General features: G+C 32.5%; 15 protein-coding genes, 1 tRNA gene, 1 other RNA gene and 1 pseudogene. 6 read left to right on the top strand and 12 right to left on the bottom strand.

The genetic code is table 11. The features are described from left to right. Positions 1 to 1071 precede the first annotated feature (1071 nt). Positions 1072 to 1461: a transfer-messenger RNA gene (gene ssrA, locus ETSB_RS08965) on the top strand. 193 nt (positions 1462 to 1654) lie between these two features. Here ssrA and ETSB_RS01375 read toward each other — a convergent pair. The 9 genes and pseudogenes from ETSB_RS01375 to ETSB_RS01340 all read right to left on the bottom strand — a co-directional run bounded on the left by ETSB_RS01375 (position 1655) and on the right by ETSB_RS01340 (position 16059). Next, entirely contained in the window at positions 1655 to 3076 is a 1422-nt protein-coding gene (locus tag ETSB_RS01375; RefSeq protein ID WP_044105861.1) for a protein adenylyltransferase SelO, read from the bottom strand. Between the two features lie 85 nt (positions 3077 to 3161). After that, entirely contained in the window at positions 3162 to 4235 is a 1074-nt protein-coding gene (locus tag ETSB_RS01370) for a phosphotransacetylase family protein (RefSeq protein WP_044105860.1), read from the bottom strand. A 118-nt stretch (positions 4236 to 4353) separates the two neighbouring features. Next, the gene (ebsA, locus tag ETSB_RS01365; protein WP_044105859.1) at positions 4354 to 4692 is read right to left on the bottom strand and encodes a type IV pilus biogenesis protein EbsA; all 339 of its coding nucleotides are present in this window, start codon (positions 4690 to 4692) and stop codon (positions 4354 to 4356) included. Between the two features lie 368 nt (positions 4693 to 5060). Continuing rightward, positions 5061 to 6563 (bottom strand): glycerol kinase GlpK, encoded by a 1503-nt coding sequence (gene glpK / locus ETSB_RS01360; RefSeq protein ID WP_044105857.1) that lies wholly within the window; start codon positions 6561 to 6563, stop codon positions 5061 to 5063. 3686 nt (positions 6564 to 10249) lie between these two features. Further along, a pseudogene (locus ETSB_RS09090) lies at positions 10250 to 10696 on the bottom strand (chromosome segregation protein SMC); the annotation flags it as partial. A 444-nt stretch (positions 10697 to 11140) separates the two neighbouring features. Beyond that, positions 11141 to 11548, bottom strand: a complete 408-nt coding sequence (locus ETSB_RS01355; RefSeq protein WP_044105856.1) for a hypothetical protein — start codon at positions 11546 to 11548, stop codon at positions 11141 to 11143. Between the two features lie 1470 nt (positions 11549 to 13018). Continuing rightward, positions 13019 to 13417, bottom strand: a complete 399-nt coding sequence (gene speD, locus ETSB_RS01350) for an adenosylmethionine decarboxylase (protein WP_044105855.1) — start codon at positions 13415 to 13417, stop codon at positions 13019 to 13021. A 1398-nt stretch (positions 13418 to 14815) separates the two neighbouring features. After that, positions 14816 to 15448: a DUF4335 domain-containing protein gene (locus tag ETSB_RS01345; protein WP_171816451.1), complete on the bottom strand. Its 633-nt coding sequence runs from the start codon at positions 15446 to 15448 to the stop codon at positions 14816 to 14818. A 2-nt stretch (positions 15449 to 15450) separates the two neighbouring features. Further along, on the bottom strand, positions 15451 to 16059 hold the full coding sequence (locus ETSB_RS01340) for a DUF3038 domain-containing protein (RefSeq protein WP_044105853.1): 609 nt from the start codon (positions 16057 to 16059) through the stop codon (positions 15451 to 15453). Positions 16060 to 16648: 589 nt separating this feature from the next. Between ETSB_RS01340 and ETSB_RS01335 the strand changes: the two genes are divergently transcribed. The 5 genes from ETSB_RS01335 to ETSB_RS01315 all read left to right on the top strand — a co-directional run bounded on the left by ETSB_RS01335 (position 16649) and on the right by ETSB_RS01315 (position 21254). Beyond that, positions 16649 to 17167: an adenine phosphoribosyltransferase gene (locus ETSB_RS01335; RefSeq protein ID WP_044105852.1), complete on the top strand. Its 519-nt coding sequence runs from the start codon at positions 16649 to 16651 to the stop codon at positions 17165 to 17167. Between the two features lie 153 nt (positions 17168 to 17320). Then, complete coding sequence (locus ETSB_RS01330; RefSeq protein WP_044105851.1) at positions 17321 to 18370, top strand: ABC transporter permease; 1050 nt, start codon at positions 17321 to 17323, stop codon at positions 18368 to 18370. Positions 18371 to 19460: 1090 nt separating this feature from the next. After that, on the top strand, positions 19461 to 20036 hold the full coding sequence (locus ETSB_RS01325; protein ID WP_044105850.1) for a glyoxalase-like domain protein: 576 nt from the start codon (positions 19461 to 19463) through the stop codon (positions 20034 to 20036). Positions 20037 to 20565: 529 nt separating this feature from the next. After that, positions 20566 to 21072: an NAD(P)H-quinone oxidoreductase subunit N gene (gene ndhN / locus ETSB_RS01320; RefSeq protein ID WP_044105849.1), complete on the top strand. Its 507-nt coding sequence runs from the start codon at positions 20566 to 20568 to the stop codon at positions 21070 to 21072. Between the two features lie 111 nt (positions 21073 to 21183). After that, positions 21184 to 21254: transfer RNA gene (locus ETSB_RS01315), tRNA-Gly, on the top strand. Positions 21255 to 22117: 863 nt separating this feature from the next. Here the strand turns inward: ETSB_RS01315 and ETSB_RS01310 are convergent. The 3 genes from ETSB_RS01310 to ETSB_RS10435 all read right to left on the bottom strand — a co-directional run bounded on the left by ETSB_RS01310 (position 22118) and on the right by ETSB_RS10435 (position 24602). Continuing rightward, complete coding sequence (locus ETSB_RS01310; RefSeq protein WP_044107531.1) at positions 22118 to 22492, bottom strand: slr1601 family putative cell division protein; 375 nt, start codon at positions 22490 to 22492, stop codon at positions 22118 to 22120. Between the two features lie 345 nt (positions 22493 to 22837). After that, the gene (locus tag ETSB_RS01305; RefSeq protein ID WP_044105848.1) at positions 22838 to 24328 is read right to left on the bottom strand and encodes a TolB-like translocation protein; all 1491 of its coding nucleotides are present in this window, start codon (positions 24326 to 24328) and stop codon (positions 22838 to 22840) included. Positions 24329 to 24476: 148 nt separating this feature from the next. Next, positions 24477 to 24602, bottom strand: coding sequence for a hypothetical protein (locus tag ETSB_RS10435; RefSeq protein ID WP_269763973.1), 126 nt, complete (start codon positions 24600 to 24602; stop codon positions 24477 to 24479). Between the last annotated feature and the right edge of the window lie 450 nt (positions 24603 to 25052).

Below are 25052 nucleotides of genomic sequence, written 5' to 3'. Positions count from 1 at the left end.
AAAATCATGTGTGGGAAACTAAAAAATGACGAATTATAGAATCCAAAAAATATTTTAATTACTCTGGTAATTGGTTCACTTATCTCGAAGTAAGTTACGCTGAAACAGCGGCTCTGACTAATCGGGAAGGAAAAAATTTTAAAACTATTGAATTATTCTGCCAGACAAACAGACTATCTCAGTTGACGAGCTTTTTAAAATGTAGAATGGAAAAGTATTTTAAAAACAGCGATGATCTTATATCTCAGGCTGCCTAAAAATTTGGCTGACAGAATTGAAACCCTTAAACCTATCAAAGTCAACTCAGGACTATAAAATTTTTTTCGGGATTATAACAAAAGAAAGATTATATTTGTCTCTTACTTTTCAAGAAAAATAACTTATATAGAAGAAGGCAGTAAGTATATTTAGTAATTACTAATAATAGGGTAAATTGAGTCTATATCAGTAGTTAATAATCTAAGTTTTTCAAAAAAATAGTAGTAATAGATGGGAGTAAAATTAAATTTTATAAAAATACGTAATCTATTAAGATAAGGGCTCAAAATAAAATTAAATAAAAATAAGTATAATAATTTATATATATTTCAGAAATAAAAAAGCATAAAAAGTAGAAAAATATTAGATAAGGAGGTATATGGAGTATAATTTTTAAGGTTCATAGTTCAAAACTAAATGTAATAGAAAGAAAATAGCGCCAATAAAACTCATAAAATTCCCGAAAGGGAGTCTAAAGATAAATATGATTTAGCTGAGGCAGTAAAATATTTTTTTAAAAAATAAGTTAATTTCAAAAAATATTAGTCATGGTAATATAAATTTAACTCTAATTACTTAGAGATAAAGATACGAAATAATTGTTTTGAAAAGCATTTATTTCAGGCTGCTTATATACAATGTCTCCATAAACAAGAATACAATTACAATAACTGGAGGTTTAGTGACAACTCCATACAAGTTTTTTATGCCTTCGGTCCTAGACGAGAAGTTTTTAAGTAGATGGAACAATCATCCTTTGTTAGGTTGTCAAAATCCTAGACTAGAACTTATAATTGTAGACAAGATCAGCAAGGGGCCGTAACGGTTTCGACAGGTTGGCGAAATCTCCTCTGTGATTCAGGTCGAGAGTGAGTCTCCTCTCGTAAATCCAAGATTCAAACAAAAAAGTAAATGCGAATAAAATCGTTAAGTTTGAGCGTGCGGCTGTAGCTGCATAACTAAACTCTTAAAGAGTACGCTCGCTTCTAGGGTGACTCCGTTAAATTTTAGAAGCCTAAACCCAACGGATGCACTCGATAGCTATCTCTGGTTGGCTATTGGGTAAAGACCTTACTAGAGTATCCCCCACCATTCGGGATAAAGAATGGTTCCCGTTCTGCGGATCAAAAGTACTAAACCTGTGAATGAGCGGACAGTCAATACCCAGTCTGGACAGCAGTTCGACTCTGCTCGGCTCCATAAATAACATTAACTTCAAAAAGGCTCAGCTAATTTATGGTCATGGCTGGGTCTTTTCAGTTAAGAGAGACATTCTGAGTCCGATAAACCTAAGATTATCAAGCAATGTAGCTGATTTAATTGTTTGGCTCTTTTCTCTTAAAAGTTGTGTAGAAGATAGAAAAATATTATTAAAGATGATTTGAGAGGAGATCAGTCACTCTTTCAATTGTAGTTTTTTAATTAGGTTATAAAAAGGTTGCCAATCATCTCTGTAGGCGATCGCTTCCCAAACTGTTTCAATAGTTTCTTTTACTAAACTAATTTTTGGGTTATGAACCTGCAAACAATTTTCTACTGTTTTTATCATTTCTATAGGTAATTGATTTAGAATTCGATGATAAATCATACACCAACCTTGCCAATCAGCAGGAGGTAATGTTATGTTTTCTAAAATAGTTAGACTGTTTTCACGCCATCCATAATTGAATCCTTGAGATAAAGTTTTAAAAAATCCAAAATAACTTATTTGGGTTTCTTGTAAAATTTCTAATGTTTTTTCCACTAAATTTTGTCCCTCAGTAATCATAAAATTATCGAATCCTAATCTTCTTAGGATTAATTCTTGATAAAATTGGCGGTAATAATAATCAAATTTCGCTAAAGATTCTTCCAACTCAGACAAAGGAATGACGGTCATCAAAGGGAGATGCAACATCTCTAAATTTGAACGAGAAATAAACGCTTGATTCCCATAACTGTAGCGTCCACCATCATCAAAATAAGCAGCAACAAATTTTGGATTATAGGTAGGAATAAAAGCATAGGGACCGTAATCAAAACTTTCTCCCGTAATTGACATATTATCTGTATTTAATACTCCATGACAAAATCCTGCTGCCATCCACTGTGCTGCTAATTTGGCAACTCGTTTGACTAATTCTCCATAGAAGAGGGAGTAACGGTCTGAATATTTACCAATTTCGGGATAGTAAATATCAATAACATGGTCTAATAATTTCTGAATTAAATCGGGACGTTTTAGGTAATACAACCGTTCAAAAGTACCAAAACGAATATGGGAACGATTAACACGAATCATAACTGATGAACGAGCAGGGGACTGTTCGTCACTACGCCATAGCTTCTCTCCAGTTTCAATTAAACTTAAACAACGTGATGTTCTTACTCCCAAAGAATGTAACGCTTCGGCAGCTAATACTTCCCTAACTCCCCCTTTCAAAGTTAATCTACCATCGCCACCACGGGAATAAGGAGTTTGACCGGATCCTTTAGTTCCAAAATCATATAAGTGATTGTCTGTTCCCTGTATTTGTCCGTAAAGAAAACCCCTTCCATCCCCTAAAAGGGGATTATACTGTCCAAATTGATAACCATGGTAGCGTAAAGCTAAAAAAGGACGAACTCCTTTTAATTTACCAAAGGCTTCAATAAAATGATTATCAGATACAACTTCAGAAGATAACCCGAACAAGGGTAATAACTCATTATTGCGGAAACGAAGAATCTGTTGGGGAAATTCAGCAGCAGCAACTTGGTCATAATAATCATCCCCAAGATTTTCGAGAACGGGTTCATAATTAAGATTGAAAAAGGGATTATCTGGGTTTTCTATCATATTGGCTAAAAAAATTTTAAAATCTAAAATCCTTGATCACCGAATGCAAAGTTTAATACCAGTTAACTTATACACCTGCATCAATTTAACTAAGTCCTAAGGTTTGGAGGGAGTCATCAAAATCAAAATAATCGGTCATTAATTGTTCAATGCAATCTATTTTAATTTGTTCTTGAAGTCTAACAGTTCCAAAGGTACTATCAACAATTTCTACCGTTTGTAAGGTATCAAGATTAACTGAAAGAATGGGAACCTCTAGATCCTCAGCCCGGTTGATGATTAAAGGTTGAGGGGTAATGTGTCCAGTCAAAATCAGACAACTAGTGGAAGTTTCCAGAGCAGCTAGTTGTAAGTCTGTGCGATCACCTCCTGTAACCACAGCTTTATGTTGTCCTTTGCGAAAATATTCCAACGCCGAGTTAACATTCATCGCCCCGATAGTGAGACTTTCCACCATTAAATCTAAGCGATCACCACGACACAACACATCTGCTTCTAATTGGTGAGCAATTTCACGAACACTAACGCTGTGCAGTAAATTACTCGACGGCAACATTCCTAAAACCTTAATTCCTTGACCTTCTAGATAGGGTCTAATTAGGGTTTGAGTGGATTCTAATTCATCGACAGGAATATGATTAATAATCACTCCTATTAGATGATCGCCTAACTGCTGTTTAGCCTTGACAAGGCTATCAACCACTAAAGGAGAATGATAACGGGCGACTAGCATGATCGACGCGCCGAGCGTATGAGCAATATCCATTACCGATAAGCTAAACAAACTTCCTTTCCATAGTGTTCCTACTCCTTCGAGAATTACCACATCAGCTTCTATTTCACCATAGGACTGGTTTAACAATTGAGTATAGTTTTTAGTATCTTCCCCTCTGAGGCGTCTCTCAACAGTTTTTGTTTCTAGGAATAACAGAGGTGATCGTATTTGAGTCGATTTTAATTCCAGGACATCAGTGATAAACTGCACATCAGCTTCTTTACCTAGAGTCGAGTTATCTCCTAAATAGGTTCCGACGGGTTTACCATAGGCCACAGAAAACCCTTTTTGCTTTAAATGATGAGCAAGTCCAATGATTGTCCCGGATTTGCCACTGCACGCTTCAATTGATCCAACTAGTAAATATTTTGTTGACAGTGCCACGAGGTTACTCCTTAAATATGTCATTCAACGGCAGTTTTTTAGGAAATGGTATAGATGTAGCATCTATCAAACATTGCTCTTAACCTTTTTTTTCCCACTTAATGCTCTGATACAGTTTTCAACTGTGTAAACTGCTGTAAAAGGATAAGGAAGAAAATTTTTCAAGATGCAGTAATCTGTGATAAGATACTCGAGTAAAATCGGAAAAATAAGCTTTCGGAAAAATATTAATCGAGTCAACAAGAAAGTTGATAAACTCTGAGTTAAGAATGGTAGTTTCATAAGGAATTTTGTCAATCCCCTCAATACGACATTTTCTTTCTAGAGCACCTTCATCTGAATAAAGCGCATGGCGGAGAATTTTATATTCATCAATCTCTTTTGGAAAATAGCAAGGCTTATAACTTATCACATTCCCTTTTAGGGCAGGTTTAATTTGATTGATAGTAGTTCTCATGGGATTAACAATTTTAAAGGGGTTCGATATTGAATAGAGGATAGACAAACGCCCTTAAACTGTACTACTTTCATTGTCCTGTCCGACCTAAATTTGTTAAGTCTTTGTCATTGTATTGTATCGCTTTGATGAAAGATAAGAAACGGCTACGCTGCAAGAAGGTCGTACAAAAATAAAAGATATCAATGTAAAAAAATGAATTTAAATAGCTTTATAGATAAAAATTCTAGTCAATATTCATCACAATGAATATTGAGCATAATGTTAAGACCAAGAGTAATGGACAGTTCACTTTCTGATCACTTCTAATCACTCCCCGACTGATGCATCGGGGAAGTAGTAGTCCAGTCTTAAGGATGGTCCTGGTACTATTGAACCCAATGTTTAGCCCGTTCTACTGCTCGTTGCCAGGGAATAAAGTTAGCTTGAGCCTTAGGGGCATTGTCTCCAGGGTTGAAGACTCGATCAATTTTACGGGCAGCAATCAGATCATCATAACTGTCCCAAAAACCAACGGTCAATCCAGCCCCAAAAGCGGCACCTTGGGCAGTGGCATCTAGTATCATAGGACGTTCCACAGGAATTCCCAAAGTATCGGCTTGAAACTGCATTAAAAAATTATTTTCGGAAGCACCTCCATCAACTTTGAGACAGGCTACTGCCGTGTCTGAGCCCTTATTTATAGCTTCGACTACTTCCTTAACTTGGTAAGCGATCGATTCTAATACTGCCCTTACCATGTGTTCTTTTTGGACTCCTCCTGTTATACCGAAAAATGCTCCCCTAGCTGACATATCCCAGTGAGGTGCTCCTAATCCACTCAACGCAGGGACAAAGTAGACTCCATTAGTATCGGAAACCTGATAAGCCATGGTTTCAGTTTCAACTGCACTATTAATTAATTTTACGCCGTCACGTAACCATTGAACTGCGGCTCCAGAGGTAAAGATCGATCCTTCTAGGGCATAGTTAGTAAAGTTATCTGTTGTCCAAGCTATAGTAGAAAGGAGTTGATTTTGAGAGCGCATGACTTTTGTGCCAGCTTGTAGAATCAGGAAAGTGCCCGTCCCATAAGTGCATTTAAGTACTCCTTGACGGTTACAACCGTGAGCAAATAGAGAAGCTTGTTGATCACCAAAAATAGCGGTAATAGGAATTTCTGCCCCTAATATATCAGCATCGGTTTTACCAAAATAACTCATACTTGTTTGAATTTTTGGCATAAAAGTTGATGGAATGCCAAACAATTCTAATAAATCTGAATCCCAAGTTAGGCTATCGAGATTCATTAACATGGTACGACAGGCATTACTATGGTCGGTAGCGTGAACTTGACCTCCCGTTAGCTTCCATAGCATCCAAGTATCAATGGTTCCAGCCATGATATTCTCAAAGTTGACTAAGGGTTTGTTTTCTTTAACCCAATTAATCAACCAGGCAAGTTTAGTGGCGGAAAAGTAGGGGTCGAGAACTAGACCAGTTTTTTGAGTAATTTCTTGAGATTTTCCCTGTTCGCGTAATTTAGCACATAAATCGGAAGTACGACGATCTTGCCAGACGATAGCCTTGTATAGGGGCTTTCCCGTAGTCTTATCCCATAAGAGACAGGTTTCCCGCTGTACGGTCAAACCAATAGCTGCAATTGCTGTAATATCTACTTGTTTTTTTTCTAAAGCCTGATTAATAACCCTAAGGGTATCTTGCCAAATTTCTGTTGCATCATGTTCTAACCAACCTGGATGAGGATAATGTTGAGTTAATTCTTTATATACTTGACTAGCAATTGCACCTTCTTTATCAAAAAGAATGGCGCGGTTCCCCGTAGTCCCTAAGTCTATCGCCAGGATATATTTGTCGTGTTTGATTGTCATTAGTTATTTATCATTAATAATAGGTTGTCCAAAGCACTCTCACTGAAAAATGTTTTGGATCATCATGATTAGCAATCTTGAACTGCTAAAATCGAAGACTATATCTATAGATTGTCTCCTATGTAATTAGGAGCTTTTATCTAGAATCAGTCTAAACACTTACTATGAGACTATTTTACAAGTAACTTGACATCTTAAACTCGTTTCAAGTCCAAAAAATAAATTTAAATGAATTTAAGATGTCAAGTTAATCACTTAATAAAAGTCCAGTTACGACTGAGACTGTAAAAAGCTGGTACTTTTTACCCTGATAAGAAAGGCACTTGGGAGTCTTGCCATGTTTCGACCCCAAATGCCTTTCTACTTACTTTTCTCACACCACGATTCATCGAATTGGTACCTAATCTAGGCATATTGTACTATCGTTATTTTTAATGGGAAAGAAAACCAGGACAGTTTTATAACTGTCACTTATAAAGTACAGAACAAAACAAATGTGCTGTGGCGAGGGAATAGCAAGAATAATATAGTAATAGTTGTTGTTGCTGGTGGTAAATATTTGTTTTATTTCATGTCGGTGTATTTATGAGTTAGCTCATTTTTCCCTCCTAAGAAGCCAAATTAACTGGAAGTTTTTCAAGTGGTAATAATTAAGTGTCTAAGTATAGAGAAAAATAATAATGTCAACAAAAACAATTAATTTTTTTGATAATCAAATATTCTATTTAATCATTTTATCAAAGTAAATTTTTGACTTTTTTTTATTCTCTAAAAAATTTTTTAAAGAATTTATACAAGATTTTATAAAATTTTATGGGCACTAATAAGCGATTAACAGTCAAGTAATTTATCTTTTAAAACTATTAAGATATTCAGAAAATAAATTATTTTAGTATATTCTTATATGTTTAATATATATGGCTAAATTTACCTAGTTTTTAACAGATTTATATGGGGTTGTTTTTAACAAAAAGTTAATGAGACTACCTTGCCTAAATTATATTTAAAGATAAATATAATTTAGGCAAGTTTAGAGATTATTAGATAAATTTATTGTGAAACTAAATTAAAAATATGAAGTTTTATTATTGATAATTTAATTATTAAAAACGAAAATTACTTTATCAATAAAATACAAACATAAATTATATATAAGTTTAATTATATATAATTTAAAATATTAAATTAATTTATGAATTTAGAATAAATTATTTAACTTTATTTAAAAAGTAAAATTTTAATTTTATAAAAATTAATTATCACCTATCATAACAAGCTTAAATAATATAAAAATAATAAATTAATTATCATAAATTTACCTTAGAAATAAAAAGTTATTTATCTCAAAATTAATTATCGTTAAATTAGTTACTTATAATACAGAATATCATCAATGGGCTGTAAATATTTACCTAAAAATTTAGGATAAGATACAAATTGAATAAATTATCAATATAAATAATACTCAAATACTTGAGTTACAAATAATGGACAATAAAACTATTATATAGTATTAGTATCTTTTTTTAAAAAAGTTGACTTGTAAAATTAAAACCCAGTAAAATATCTAACCTCTTTAATTTCAATAAAAGAGGTTAGCATACAGTTTTAAAAAACTTATAGAAATATTATTGATCAGTTAATATAACAAGTTTAAGTAGTAGCAAATAAATTTTTTTAGTAAAATAAATTTATATTTAATTAAATAATTAAGCAAAAATATTTTAGATATAAGCTTATTTAATTAGAGAACATTAAATTAAACTATAACTATCAAATCTTATAAACTCTCTCAATAATATTATTAATAGTGAAAATGATTTAGTAAATTTATGATAAAAATTTAAACTGAGTATTCATAGCATTTGAATTAACCAATTACTATTAAAAAGTAACAATAAAAATCGGTAAATTATCTGTTTTCAGGGATTAAATTAAAATATTCGATTCAAAGTAATTTAATTTATTACTCCATAATAAATTAAATTTTTATAAAAATATAGATATAATACTTGTTCTTTCTAAGATTTTAATTTAATTTAAAATAAAACAACATAAAAACCCGAACACCTTTCAATAAAAGTTATTATATACATTCCTTTTTCCTGGCAGTATTTTTCTAATTTTATTTCTTTTATCACCTACTAATTCTATAATATTTTTATGTATTTGAGCTATTTCAAAATGAAACATAGTTAAAAAAAAATTTAGTTTATAACATTTCTCTTGTATTTAGTCGTGTTTTTTTTGTTATATGGGATTACTGTGTTATTTTTTTTATACTTTTTAGAGAATTCTATAATCTCTCTTTTTCTTAAAGAAGAGGATCTATAAAATGCTTTTAAAATTAAATATTCTTATAGTTTCACCTAATCTGCAATTTTTATAATTTTCCATTCTCTTATGTTCAAACACAAAATTTTTAGGTTGTTAGTCAAATCTAATAATGATTACTCTTCTAATGAAGTTAAGTGAGCTTTTAGGTAAACTGATATCCCAACCATTGCTATTTTATAATTACTTAGCTACTTTATTTTGATACTCCCTTTCACTAAAAAAACTTGTTACGATCAATAACAAGTGACTAAATCACAGATAACTATAATGAGTAACACTTAAACGTGTAGAGATGACCACTTGTAAATTTATCCGAAAAAAACACTTACAATTTTGCGCTCTAAGTAATTAATTGATTAGACCATTATCGATTTATTGAAAGCTGTATTTTCAGGGAAGTACTTCGATACACTCGTTACCATTTCCTCCATAATAGAGAAGACTTTAAGTAAAAATACTGGACAAAAAATATTAATTTTTGTTTAGTAAAAATTTCTTAACCCTATAATTTTGACGTAGTAAAGTAGTAGAAGTTAAGAGTATATCCTGGATAAAAGTAAAAAGTAAACACGCCTAAAATTTTCTATAATGTCAGCTAGAAAAAATTTTTGCTGGTTGATATATTTTTACGGCTGATTATATCCTACAAATTTGAGAAAGTAACCTTTAAATTTTTTTGATTGCTTATGGAGAATTACGTAATAAATTAGATATGGCAAAAGAGTCGTTTTAGGAAACTTAGGTTTTCCTCTTCTCTAGGCTGTTCCTAATTCCCCTGAAGCTTTTCATGACTTGGTTAAGTTATTGATAGCTGAGATAAGATAGTTTTTTAGTAAAAAACTACCTTATCTAATTTAAAACTAGGTAATTTTGCAAATTATAGTAGCTTTTAGGCTTTCACAAAAAAGATCCAGATTTATAGTTTTTAAATCTGCTTTTTTAAGCTTAACGAAAGAAGGGGCTAAATCTTGAGGAGTCACCTCCAAAATAATCTCTAATTATTAGAGATTAAGTTATCAATTTTACTCATAAATAGAAATAACTTCTGTTATTATTCACTTCTTTCAAAAAAATCACTTAAATTAGTTTAATTTTTAAAATAAATTTTTATATTGGTTAGACTTTATAGTCTATATTATAAAGGAGAAGAGCGCTAAACCCTGCATTCTCCTTAATTTAAATTAAACTAAAATATTTACATAACTTTAGTAAGTGAAACTCTTTCTTAAGACTAGATCAAATAAAGATAATGTACAAATGTCATATAGATTAAGAGGCTGTCATAGAAGAAAATACTAAATTATTATTTATAGTTTAATACCTAATACTTGAGTATAAGCACCTCTTGCTTAAGTCACCCCAATAGTACTTTCCTAAGCTTCAATCATAGGACGACGTAAACTAACTACAATAAACTGGGCTTATTGCGCCTGTTTTCTAATCATTTTTGATAATTTTTCCACATTCGCTCCATCTAAAAATATATCTACTTCATCGAAGGCATAGAAAGGAGAAGGACAGTATCTTTGCAAAGAAAAAATAAAGCTTAAAGCTGTTAAATATTTTTCTCCTCCTGATATATAACTTAACCTCTAAACAAGGTTTCCTTTAGAATGTGCAACTAGGTTTAAGTGGTCTTCAAGAGGTTTATCTTTATTCTATAATTGTAAATAGCTATCCCCATCAGAAAGGATATCAAAAGTAGTGCTAAAGTTTTTATTAACTGCATTAAATACTTTTTTTGAGGAGCGATATATTAATGTTGAAGAAATTATTATTTTTAATAATAATTCTGTATTTTAAAATTCTATGATTAATAATTTTTTGTATTTTTTAAACACCAATGTATTAACAAATTCTATTGTTCTAAGATATTTTTTTCACTACAGATTGCCTTTTGCTTTTATTCAATATGAGGTTTTAAATCTATACTGTATAGTTTAATTCTGTTAAGTAAAGTAATTTTAAGTAAGGGATTAGGAAGTTCAACTTCTTGAAATTTTAACTGTTCTTTTAACCTTATTAAAAATTCTTTTTTTTATTGCCATGTTTTTGTTAACGATTATTGTATAAAAAAAAATTAGGTTTTATTTTTTATACGGTATCAATAAAAACATTTAGCGTATTAATTGATGACAAATAATTTAGATTTAGACTGACATTTAATTTATTTTTTTAGTTTTGTAGTATTTTATTTGTGATAATACAACTATATTAATTAATTCAGCAGTAAATATTAATTATTTTTTAAGATTTCTTAGGAATTTTAGCCATCTTACTGCCAAGTCAATTTCGGTAAAAGGTATTTTTATAGAGGCTTTATCACCTATAAAAATAAATTCTATAGTTGGATTTCCTTTTGTAGGTAAGGTATTGATGTCTACCGGACAATCATTGACTAATAGACGAATGCCGGTGACATCTTCTAAAGAAAATGAATGTAAGTTTTGTGGAGGTAATCGCGTTGGGTTTCCCCAAGTTATTTGTTTTTGTTTGACCCCAATAATTGAGTAAATATCATATTTTGACTGATCAAATTGTTTTGCCCATTGACGATATGCTTCTAGTTTTTGATATTCATTTTTACCACTCCAAGCTAACCAGAAGAAAATAATTAGTAAGGGTAGCCACAAAAAACTGTGTTCCATATTATTAATCTTTATTTGGGATTAAGTTTATTTTATCTAATCAAGGAGCCAAAATAACTGCTGTTGCAGCTTTAATAAAACCAAATGCTAAGTCAACTACTTGTTGTAATACTTTTTTATATTATTTCTGTTCTTTCAGAATTCAAGTTATCACAAACATTGATGTCATGACTTATGGCGTCCACATAATTTGTTCATAAGCATTGGTGATCACATTTTGTAAATTGGGAACATTATCAACATTAAGATTTGCAAAGAGATCATGCTATTTCACTTTAAATCCTACTGATTTGATCAAACAACAGCAAGCACAGAAAGTAGTAGTAGCAACTATTGTAAAAACCTTAACTCCTTTTAGTTTTAACTATTTAATCCTTTCACTAAGCTAAGGGATCAGTTTTTCTATCCCCCTGACCTTGCATCTTTAACGACTCACTTTTTTAAAATATATGATGGGAATTGAAGTAATCAAAAGTCGTGTATCCCTTTTGATTTTTACATTTTACAGCTGATGGTTCTTCATAAATACACCATGATCACGTTGGATAAGCTTTTAATTGACTAAAACTATGGCAATTATCCTGACTAGCAAAGTGCATTATATATTCTTTCAGTAAAAATTCAGATGTTATATTATTTACGAAAAACAATTATTTGTAGTTGAAAGCAATTACGCTTTTCTAAAATAGAAAATTTCTATTTTAGTCATCTATTCTATTAGCTTTTATCTTTGATAATTCAATTAATAACTTAATAGCTATTAAATTATTTTGATGCAGAGAAAATATACTAAGTAATAAATCAATAAAACTCTCATATTATTTGACTTATTTTTAGTAATTAAAGTAGCTTATATACTTTCTTGAATTATATCTGTAGAAACTTAAACTATTCCTATTAATGATATTTTTTATAGAAAAATTAATTGCTTTTAAAGCTAAATTTTATCAAATTATTTTCTATAATAGTTGAGTATCTAATGGTATTAATGATATGTTACTAACTGCATTATAAATAGATGATCAATAAAAAATAATGTTATGTTAGCAGGAGATTTAGCTATAATTCATGGCACTAATTATTTTTTATTGATAATAATTTTAAATACTATTTGACAATCATGTAAATTAGTAACAATAGGGAAAAAATTTTAAGTATATTTGATGATCAAGTAATTAGTATCTTAAAAAGATTAACCCATCGAAATAAGACGCTTTATTATTAGATAATAAACTTAATGAATTAGTCAACAATCTAACCAAAATAAAAGATGTAAATATGATATATAAAACTCTCTAGATATAATTAATAATTAAGGATTAAGAGTTTATTAGTAAACAAAATATTTAATATTTGGGTGGGATGAGTTAGGCGATGACTAAGTTATAGAGCATAGTCATTGACAGTAAAATTTACCGTGTATCACGAGTCAGAAGACTTTTATTACTTTTAAAGTTTATCTAATAACCTCTAAGCAACACTTTGACAAATAGTAGTAGTAAGAGAGGGATCGTGATCAAGTAAGTTAGGAAACCCTCGTTCAATAATTTTTACTTGAACTTGTTGAGCTTGCAAAGCAATTTTTAAAATAGCTAAAGCTTGTTCTGGATCACCTTGTCCACAGAAAAATAAATCGGCTGCAAAATAACCGTATTCAGGCCAAGTATGAATAGCAATATGGGACTCAGCTAAAGTTGCTGTGGCAGTAACACCGTGAGGACTAAAATGATGAACACATAAATCAATCAGGGTTGCCTCCCCTGCAGTAATTCCTTCTAAAAGTGCATGGCGAATTCGTTCGGGGTCGTTGAGGAGATCTGATGGTGCTTGCCAAGCGTCGACAATCAAATGAGTTCCCAATTTTGTCATTCTTGAATTTATCCTTAATGATTTACCCTTTCAAGATATCTAGATATAGCACAATTTAGCGAATAAACTCAACCATTGATGGAAATATTTTCACAAGTTTGCTGACAATTAAGATTAATATCTAATCTAATGAAAGTTTAAAATAGTCTAAGCTAAAACAAATATTTTAATAAAATTTAAATATAGAACTTGAGCAAATTAAAACTATTATAGAGAGAAATTTAGTAAATCGAAGACTATATAAATGAGAAAGTGAAGCCATCAAAGCAACTATTTATTCTCACAAAAAAGTCACTAAAGGATAATCTGAGTAATCCAGGGAATTTTACGACCAAATTCTTAATGAAGATATTGTCCTAAAGGATTAGTGTTATTTATTGAGCTTATTCTACATTTAGTCTACTTTTACGTTACTAATTATCAAGTAGGAGTTGAGTTAATATTTGTTAATTCCTACTTTTCTGAAAAGAAGTTTAGGGGGTTGGAAAAATGTGAATTCAATGAAAATTTTAAGAAAAAAAGGAGCGGCAGCTCTATGCCATAAGCAATGTTTATCAATTGAGGTCTGGTGCTATGGCTCTACAATCTTTTCTTGATATTACGGAAAGTATGCTTCAGATAACTTTCACCAAAAATCTGAACGGCATTGTTATTCTATCCTTTAAATATTGAAGAGAAAAGATGCTGTTATAGCTTGAGAACAGGTTAAGTTTTCGTCATTGTAGTTGCTTGTTCTTGCTCAGGATATTGAACCCTTAAAGAATTTTATTTATTACAGATTCTTACCCGTTGCCAAAAAGCCCGTCCTACATCCAGTGAACTACAACGTTTTGTATAACTTATGTCCAGGGTAATGATTTTACTGTACTGTCTCACTCCACTATACTATAGTTCTGTGATTAGTCTCACAGCAGAGCACACCGAGTTTTTAAAAATTTAGTTGAATTGAACTGTACCAAAATTATGTTGTATGACACCAGGAATTTAAGAGCATATATTGCTCAATAAATCTTTAAAAAGTTTGATTAGCAAGCAATTTAAGCAATTCATCTCCATTGACAGTAGATGAAGTAAAAGTTTGTGAAACTGCTCAATAGAATTTCGTTTTGTCAGTGTTCTTTGATTAAAGATAACTAGTTTAGAACTATATCTCATATTGAATAGTTAAAAAATTAAAGTGTTTTTAACTGTTTTGTTCATCTTTTTACTCTACTAATTTCTCATATCTATTTATTGGACAAATCGTATATTGATTTAGGGTTAGAATGCTAGTTTAATTTACCTCCTGTCGTTTGCGGTTATTGTTTTAGATGATCGTCAACTTTGTTGTATTTTGACTTAGATGTTGAGAACAACAACCATTTTTTAAAATATCGTTAAACTTATCTTGAAAAAAGTTCAAAAGTTGTTGGTAGGAATAATTTTAGTAGATGTTTCAGGTGGGTTGAGTTCTGGTTCACGGATTTCGGGAATGGGGAAAAAAAATAAAATCAAGGACATCAAGGCAACACTCCCTATTCCCAATGCAGCCGGTACTGCCCGTTGTCGTAACGGTTCATCAGGTGGACGATATCGTCGAGATATTGGGTGTAATTGCAAACTAAAATCAGGAAGTGTTCTACAATCAGCAAAAAACTGATCAAGACTTTCAACCAAATCAAATAACTGAACAGTGTTTAATTCTAACTGCACACAGGATTGACTCATTTGTGTACTAGGTTGCCATTTCAAGAGATGAAGATCAGTGCCTTCAATTTTCTCAAGGCAAATCAAATCTTCGTTCCCTTGGGTATCTTGCGGGTGAGGGATACCACTGAGGTATTCTTGGGCGTAGGCACTGGCTACTTTGGCTAAATTTTCCAGAAACGTCCTTCCCCCTTGGAGTGTTTGGGACGTCCCCACAAAACGACATTCAACATTGACTAAAATTGATAAAAGAGAGCGATTATCTTGGGAATCACTTTCAGTAAAATTATCACTCAATCCTTCTAATATTAAGGTACAATTGGGTAGGCTATATTGTCGTTTGATATTCACGCGATCTCTCCATCAAATAAACTAATCCAAAATCTTTGTATTCCAGTAGTTCCGGTACAAAACAAAAGTTGTTTTAATAAAAACAAAGCCAATTTATTTAATTCATCATTGGAAGTTAGATAGACTGAAACTTTAGCACGACGAGGGTTCATCCGACTCTGAAAATGAGCACGAAATTGGTCTAAATATTCTGCTAACAGAAAATGACAATTGACTGGTAGTCTTTTTTGTCTCATCTGTTTTTCAGCTAACAAGAGTTGTCGAATCTGAACGGTTAGGGGTTTTGCTTGATGGTTGGCAATAATTACTAATGCTTTAGCTTGAATAATAGTTAGGCTTTCACGGGTATAGGAACGCCGTAAAGGATTTGTACATCGCAACCGCCATAAGATAATTCTATTTTTAATAATCTCCTGCAATTGTAGTTGTTGAATGGTTTTGAGCATCTGTTCTGATGCTCCCCTTTCCAAGGCTTCAATCGCCAATAATAATAAATCAATCCGTTGTTGAAGTCGTACGGCACATCGCTGTCCAGAAATAGGAAAATCCGGTAGGACATCTAAAATCACAGGTTTAAACTTAGTATGAGAACTCAAATTAGACATTATCCTAACAGTGGAATTTATCTTACAGAATAGCTTAGTGTTTTGGTAATTGGTCCGTTATCTGTTCTAACTATATCTGGCAAGAGAGTCAATTAGTTGATTATCGATTTAATGGTTAGAATAACACCAGTATCAAAAGACAGGATAATGATGCGCGATTCCAATAAAGATCATTAATTGTAGGTTCAATAATCTATCTTCAGACAAAAAATACAACTATCTTTTAGAAGTTAGCTGAGTTAGATTCAAAAAAATCTGTATTTGTTATTTGCCCCAATAGTAAACTATTGGGGCCTAAAAACGCCGAATGATGTGGAACACCACCAATTACCTACACGAATAATGAAGAATGTGATTAAGAAAAAGTAAAAAGCTTCTCAGATACTTAACCAGAAATAACTGTTGCTTATTCGGGCGAGATCAATTTTTATCAAATGGATATTGTTCTACTTAGTTATTCATAACTAAAAATCCTCTATCATTGCTAAAATTAATCAGTGATAAAAGCGTAATTTTTAATTAAAAACTTATACTGACAGTTTGTTAAAGTAATTTTTGACTTCTCCCGAACAAATTTAGAATATAACTTATGGATATTAAAGCATTGATTAGAAATATTCCCGACTTCCCTAAACCCGGGGTTATGTTTCGAGATATTACCACTCTACTCAGTAATCAGGAAGGATTACGCTATACCATTGATACCTTATGCCAAAAATGTAAACATCAGAGTTTATTGCCTGATTATGTGGTGGGGATAGAGTCTCGCGGCTTTTTATTTGGAGTTCCTTTAGCATACCAACTTAAGGCGGGTTTTGTCCCTGTTCGTAAACCCGGTAAACTTCCGGCGGCAGTCCATCAAGTTGAGTACGATTTGGAGTATGGAACCGATAAACTCGAAATTCATCAAGATACTTTAGCTGCTCATCATAGGGTACTTATTATTGACGATTTAATTGCCACGGGAGGAACCGCTAGAGCAACAGTAGATTTGTTAGAGAAAATTGGTTGTGAGGTGTTGGGCTTTGCCTTTATCATCGAGTTAAAAGCCTTAGAAGGCCGCCAAAAACTTCCTGCTGTGCCAATTGTTACCCTAGTAGATTATTAGGACAATAACCTTTAGCTATATTTTCTTTTTGATTTAGATTGACTTTATATCTTCTATACAGAAGTCTTTTTAAAATTTGGTTATTTGCTATTAGTATAACATACATATAATTAATAAAAATTAACAATTCACAATGGATAAATTTACCAACCCATGAATTCTTTCTTATCCTTTCATTTTCATAAACTATTAATAGAACTAAAAAAAAGGTTAACAAGTGACACTAATTTATATGTTGTAAAACGAGTTATACAAGGACTTTTAACTTTACTTTTAGCTTCTTTCCTTAGTTTTATTATCATTCAAATTGCCCCCGGAAATTATCTTGATACCTTAAAACAAAATCCTAATATCTCCGCAGAAACCCTGGCTAGTTTAAACGAACGTTTTGGATTAGATCAACCTTGGCATAAGCAATATATTAAATGGTTATTGCAAGTTGTTATTCATCTTGATTTTGGGGAAAGCTTTGTCTTTAATCGTTCAGTTATTTCCCTATTAAATGAACGAATTATAGCAACATTATTATTGAGTATATCCTCAATTATTTTAACTTGGCTAATTGCCTTACCTTTTGGCATACTAAGTGCAGTTAAAAATAATAGTTTTATTGATAAACTTTTGCGAATAATTAGTTATTTAGGACAGGGATTTCCCAGTTTTATTACGGCATTATTATTATTAATTTTGGCTCAGAATATCTCCCCTATTTTACCTGTGGGGGACATGATAAGTTTAAATCATCAAGAATTATCTTCCATTGAGAAGATAACTGATATTGTATGGCACATGATTTTACCAACTATTGCTTTAAGTATTACGAGTTTTGCAGGGTTGATGCGCTTGACACGTGGACAAATGCTGGATGTGATGAGACAAAACTATATTCAAACTGCACGAGCAAAAGGATTATCTGAAGACAAAGTTGTTTATATTCATGGATTACGCAATGCCATTAATCCCTTAATTACTTTGCTGGGATTCGAGTTTGCTAGTTTATTGGGAGGATCGTTTATTGCAGAATTTTTCTTTAATTGGCCAGGGTTAGGAACTTTAATTTTAGGGGCAGTTCAAGCACAAGATCTTTACCTAGTTATGGGAAGTCTAACCATGGGGGCAACTATGCTAATTGTGGGAAATTTGTTAGCAGATTTATTACTCAAAGCAGTTGATCCTCGCATTAAATTGGAAAACTTAAAATAAGGAAAAATCTTTTCTTTTTTCGTCAACGAAGAGGTTTCAAACTCAAGAAAATTATTATCAATGATAAAGACTTATTTTTCTCCACAAATTACTAAAGTAGGTAGCCCCATCCTATAACGAACTGCCCAAATTACTATGAATTTTACTGACCCCAGTCTACAAGACCTAATTGAGTCATTAATGACAACTATGATGAAATCGAATAGAATGAAAATGGCTGTATTTTAAGTATCTCAGTCTTTGCGTCTGCTTATAATTGCCTCCTATTCTAATCCTCGTTATTCTAACGCCCCTGTGATGAACTCTATCAGAAAGATTGGGAAAAGTGTCCCAGTTTTTAGGAGATACAAGGACGGTTCCTCTTTGTCAAACAATCATGTCCGAATATTGTGATTGCTATGGGCAATTACAGCAGTAGGAATTGACCGATTTTATAGCTATAATCTTTCAAGACTAGCTTAATCATCTCAAGAGTTTGGGTTTCTTCACGCGGCTCTAAAGTTCTCAATACTGGACAAATATCACGAATCAATTCAAAAACATTAGGAAAGACTCTCGTTGATCTGAAATTAGAATCAGATTTAGGATGGCAAACTCCTAGTGCATAACCCCATCGGAGAAAATTTAAAACATGAAGCGATTTTTTAAATTCAAACGACCGGTTTTAAAGAAACTCTAAAATTTTTAACCCCTAGAAAAACTATTCTGCGCAATCAGCAAAGAAGATGAGCGTAAACTGACTGAACTCCCATAACAACACAGATAGTAACAAATAGCCAACAACTTAGTATAATTTATCTCGTCTAATCAAAATACAAGTTGATAAAATTCAGCCTAGTTATACTGTATTTTCTCGATATCATACCTTTTTAGTTTGCCCTCGCCTACTTTTTAAGATTTTTCAAGTCTCATGAGAAAGATAAGACATATATCTGCTAGCTACCACTCACACACAAAGCTTAACTCAACGAATGAAGACTATTGTTATAGTTGAATAGATAACATTAAGTTGTCATTCTTGACATTTAGCTCTTTTTTCAGTTGCTTAATCAAAACAAAAATTCTAATATATCTATATCGATTATATTCTATGGATCTTGAGACTAATTTTTCTCTACACCACTATTATTTAGGGATGTTTTTACCCATTGATAGTCTTTTCTCAACCCAAGGTATTATGGTAATGCTACTAGCATCCTATGGTTTAACAATGTGGATGTTTCTTACCAGCGCACCCAAAATTTATACTATTATGGTTTGTGATTTGGAAATAGCCCGACAATTTTATCAGGGCTTGCTAGAATTACCTGTCGCAGAAGTTCCCTTACATTACTATTACAATTATGAACAGAATTTAGGAACAGAGGCACTTGACTCTTTTTATGTATCTACTACCCATAATCCAACAACAGCAGTTTTCAGCAATTCTGAGGGACTTTGGTATCAATTAAAAAAAAATGCTCAGTTGCATATTATTGCTGGGGCTAGTTATGGACACAAGAACCGTCAACGCCATGTTTGTTTTGACCATGAATGTTTAGAAGACATTTTGCTGCGAGTCCAATCAAGACGCTTAAAGTACAAAATCCGTCGTAATCAACCTCTCAATTTTTTAGTTAAAGATATTGAAGAAAGAATAATTGAAATAACTGAGATCGATAATTAGTTGTTAATGTTTTTAACAACTCCATAAAGATAAACATATTGAATAAAACAACTTTTTTGATTGTTGAGTCTTCAGTTTTGATTGCTTACTGGCAATAATTTTTTATCAGATAATCTATCAACGGTTATTTTTTTATGTAAACCTCCTCCATCCTTACAAAATTCCTAATTTTGCTTGTGAAATAGATCTACTTTTGGGTCGTCTAACAGAACAATTTCTTGCTCTAAAAGAATTCAGCCTGAAGTGATCTTCCACATACATTGTCAGATGTACATAATCGATTCTCAAAGGAGGTCCTGTGCATTTTATTTCCTTTTTCTTAGAGGTAATTCACTTTCATAGTCGTCAGCAACGAAAGGAATTGGGACAACAAGCGTGGTTAAATCTCCTAAAACATTAGGATCTATTGGGACGAGTGGTTATGAGTATTTTTAGTAAAACTCTCTTAACTTTAAAGCTAAAGTTTAAATCTTTCTCTCAACGGGAAGGATTCCCTTATAATCAATAAAGGAATTTTTTTAGGACTGCAATGACACTGCTAACCATCGGAAAAGGATTGCTACGCGCTTTAGAGACTGGAAAAGAATTAGTCCGCGCTTTGGAAAAATCAGGCGCGTTGGCAGTATACGCCCCTCTAGAGGGTGGTTTTGAAGGGCGTTATCAACGACGTTTACGAGCTAATGGTTATAATAGCCTTTCTTTAACAGCTAAGGGACTTGGCGATGTCAGTGCCTATTTGATGGGCATTCATGGAGTTCGCCCTCCTCATTTGGGTAAAAAGAATATTGGACAAGATGCGGCTGTTGGCTCCACATATTTTGTTCCTCCCATTGCCGCCTATCAAGTAGAACACTTACCAGCTAAGTCTAAGGGATTAATATTATGGATTTTAGAAGGACACATTCTATCTAAAACCGAATTAGAATATCTTGCTAATTTGCCCTTTATTGAACGTCGGATTAAGGTTATTGTGGAAATGGGGGGAGAACGTTATTTTTGTTGGAAAACCTTGTCAGATGCCATTAAGACAACTTAGTCAAGGACTTGTTCTTCAAGGTCTGGAAAAGTTCTAAACCAAGACCTTGACAAGTGTTTAAGATCCATGTTAATTTCATTTGGGTAGGATCAATGAGCTTACAGCTGGTTTGCGGGTGTAGTTTAGTGGTAAAACCTTAGCCTTCCAAGCTAATGATAGGGGTTCGATTCCCCTCACCCGCTTTAATTAAGCTATAAAATTGACATGAGGAACTGCTGTCTAGTTATTAATAATTTTATAGGATCTGTCGGTTAAAATAGAAAAGGATTGAGACCTCCCACAGTTAGCAGTATAAGTCCCAGATGGAATTACTTGAAACGGAGGTTAAAGTTTATTGGAGTTTGTTGATTCCAATTCTTTAATAAAGACTAACCCATACTATTCTTAAGTCAAGCAATGTTATATACCTAGAAAGGTAAAGAACCGGCAGAAAAATGCCAGGGACTCAAATGAGACCATATCACCCTCGAAACAGAAACCTGCAACATCAGATATACCATGGTGGTCAACTCAAAACTATCCATGTGACTAATAGTATTATAGAGTATTATATAAGCCTAGGTTTATTCTAAAATTTGAAGATCAAAGGGCTACATTTTAGTCTTAACTTGTATCAAAACTGGCTACCTGCTAAGGGGTAGAGATCTTTTTCCTATTGGATAGGAAAATATTGGCGATGGTTCAGATGGTCGCTTTATTCACCCTTTTGATGTAGTTTACTTCAATAGTTTTGGGATCAAGGTGTCTAAAATTAGCATCTGGGGTATTCTAGAACAACAACATCCTGAAATTTACACCATGCGAAGATAGTTAAACTTGACTTTATCTAACAAAATAATCACCGAAGTTGAATATTGTTTGAGAGAGGTTGAGGATTAATAAATTTATTCTGAATTTAGCAATTATTTGTTATAAAAAATATCAACAAATTCAAGACAACCCATAGAAAAAATTGCTAAAAAATCTAAATTACCTAAAAAAACCTAGACTTGATTGGTCTTTTCTGTGTAACATTTTAATTATTGTCTAATGAATAATAAAAAGATTATTTCCAATAAATCTGCCGTTGATTAGGGTCAATTAAAGGACTATTTTCTTGCATCACTTGTTTAACTTGATGTGGATCGAAACTACGTCCAAAATCTTGTCTTAACTCCCCCACTCGTCTTTCTGTTTCTTGGACTTGAGTTAGAACTTCTTTCAGTTTTACCTGTTGTAAAAACTGATAAGGTAACAGTTTTAGCAAGGTGAAAGCGGCAAGAACTGACAAAGTTCCATTAACGATCAGTTTGACTTTAATTTCGGTAGTCATCCATTGAGCCTGAACATGAGTTTCTTTCTGATCAGGTTTGCGACGACGTCGGCGGACAGAGGAGAAACTCGGACTTCGATAAGTTTCTAAAATCTGAGGTGCAGCCATAGGCATTTAACTGTTTGACGAAGAATCATTAATAAAAAACTCTGGAAAGCAATTGGTCAACAAATATGCTGACTATTTTATAAAACGAACATCCTACTTATAAAGTTCCATAGATAGGTAAAAAGCTGACAATCTAGAAACCAAAGTAACTCCAACTTGGAGTTCCGATATGGATATGGGAAATAAACTTCTTGTTAACCACTGTTCACTCACTTCGGTGTGTTATTATTCAGCTCTGGACTAAACTTACCATTTCTGGAGCATAAACTAGGAAACCTAAGGTATTTTTTGAAATATTTTGTTACAAACACTAACAAAATAAACAGATAACCCATAAACAAAACCTTAAGGCAACCATTGTGCTTTAAACCCGATTTCTAATTCTTCTGGTTTAATTTTAAGAGTTTTGTCTGATTCTTTTAACTCAGGGAGAGGAAGTAACCACACTTGTCCATCAACGATTGCCTGTTGTTCTGAGGTAATTAAATCATTGGTTGATTTAGGAACCGTTGTCGCTACTTGATCAAATAATAAAGCGACTCCATCAGGGGACATGCTTAGTTGGACATCCCGATAGTTGGGTAAAGCAAGTAGGGGAAAATCTACTGTCTTTTCCATGTCAATTACTGAAAGAAAAGGTTCTTCACGATATTTACCTTTTTTATCCTCAATTAAGTCAGTTTTAAGACAATAAAGCAATTTTTCTTCCCTGGGTTCAAACTCGCAGTCAATAATTGGATAAAGGGTACGGAATAACTCTTGCTTTTTTTTGTTTCGATCGATAAGTATCAGTGATCGCGTATAATCCCGATTATCTCTAACCAGAAGCATCTGCTTCCCATCGGCAGAAAATCCTAGACTTTTTTCATACCCTGCTAAGAACTCTGACGATCCCCCATCAGAGGTTAAAGGAACTATTCCCACCCCACCTCGTTGAGAGATAACTACACGCTTACCATCAGGGGAAATAACGAAATCTCCTCCAGGAACTCCCAATGGTCTTGGATTTTGTCCGTCAGAAACCGTCCATAAACCTGAATCATCTGGATTTTTATGATTAATTCGCCAAATGACAATACTTTGACCATTGCGCGATAGATCGAAACTCAAATTTTGATAGTCTTTTGTGTCAAGGATGCGTTTTAGTCTTCCAGCCCGTGGCATTTCAACACCATTAGGAGAAACTTGTAAACCTGTGGTGACCGTGTATAATTGCTGTTTTACCAATGTTTTACCCCTGAGACTAGGTTCATAAGCACTAAACAGAATTTTATTACCATTGGGATAAATTCTAAAATTAGTGACGATTAGATCGAGAGGGGTTAGGATTGTTTTTTTCGGTTGATTAGTATCAGTAATATTATAGAGAATTAGCCGCCCTCGTTCTTCTGCCGTAACGCCAATATAGGCAAAGGTACGATCACGAGTGCTAAATAAACTAACAAATGGTTCAATCGGTTTCTGATCATAAATTCTGTGAGCATTTTGCAATTTAATTTGATAATTTGTCCCGTAAATTGGGGGATCGTCTAAAGTATAAATTAATTGGCGTCCTTGCCAGCTAATTTTCCCAGGAAGGGGAGGATCAATAGATAGATATTTTTCAACACTATACTTATCTACAGGACGGTTAAAAGTTAGTCTAAAGGCTTTATCTTGTAACCCAATTTTTTTTCCGTTCCAACTAAAATAACTGACTCGCAAGGGAATTTGTTCTCCTCTCACTAACACTACTCCCATTGCCAAACTGAGAATAACAATACACCCTAAGGCGATCCAATCAAATAGTTTTAATGTTTTGAGTAAAGATTGAGGTTTTTTTGATGAATTTGTCATGATTGTGATAAAGATTATTATAGGTGCAGGTTAGACATAAAACCTTTTTCATAGGGTCTTTTTTAGATAAACTCTAATTATCTAAAATTTCTGCAATACCTCATTGTTCACCTTTGAATATTTGAGTAGCATAGTAAAGATCTATGACTCAAGGAAGACCATATTCCCTTGCTATAACTGTACTTGAAGACAAAGCTATTACTACCTCTGAAATGATACCATCAGCATAGGTGAGTAAAGTATCCCATTCCAAATTAGTATAAGGAACAGCCATAATTGTGTTAAATCTAATGAGAAAAAAATATTAAAAAATTTTTAATATTTCAATTTATTCTTTAATTTTTTAAAAATTAGCTCTAATGCAATGTAATTGCTGTTGTGATGCTGAATGTAAGGACTTAAATAATATTAATTATGGAGTTATATTTTTATATCTTCATTTTTTAGGATTATAAATATAACTATAAAAAAATATCAGTAACTTCTAGTAGAGTAATTTACTACTAGAAGTTACTATTGTCCATATTGACTAAATACTCCTTCGTCATAGCTCTATTCCATATGTTGAAAAATTACATAATACACGTCTTCTGTATCTTTGAATAAAGTGGTATTTTAAAAAAATGGGGACATCCCTAGAAGATTCAACTGGTAGATCTAAGGAAAACAATAGACATCAAAAAATCTCTTAGATTGAGCATTCGAGAAATCTAGGTATTTGGAA

It is taken from the genome of cyanobacterium endosymbiont of Epithemia turgida isolate EtSB Lake Yunoko (assembly GCF_000829235.1).
GTDB lineage: Bacteria > Cyanobacteriota > Cyanobacteriia > Cyanobacteriales > Microcystaceae > Rippkaea.
The sequence above is the reverse complement of the archived record's forward strand: the minus strand, read 5'-3'. Positions and strand labels throughout refer to the sequence as shown.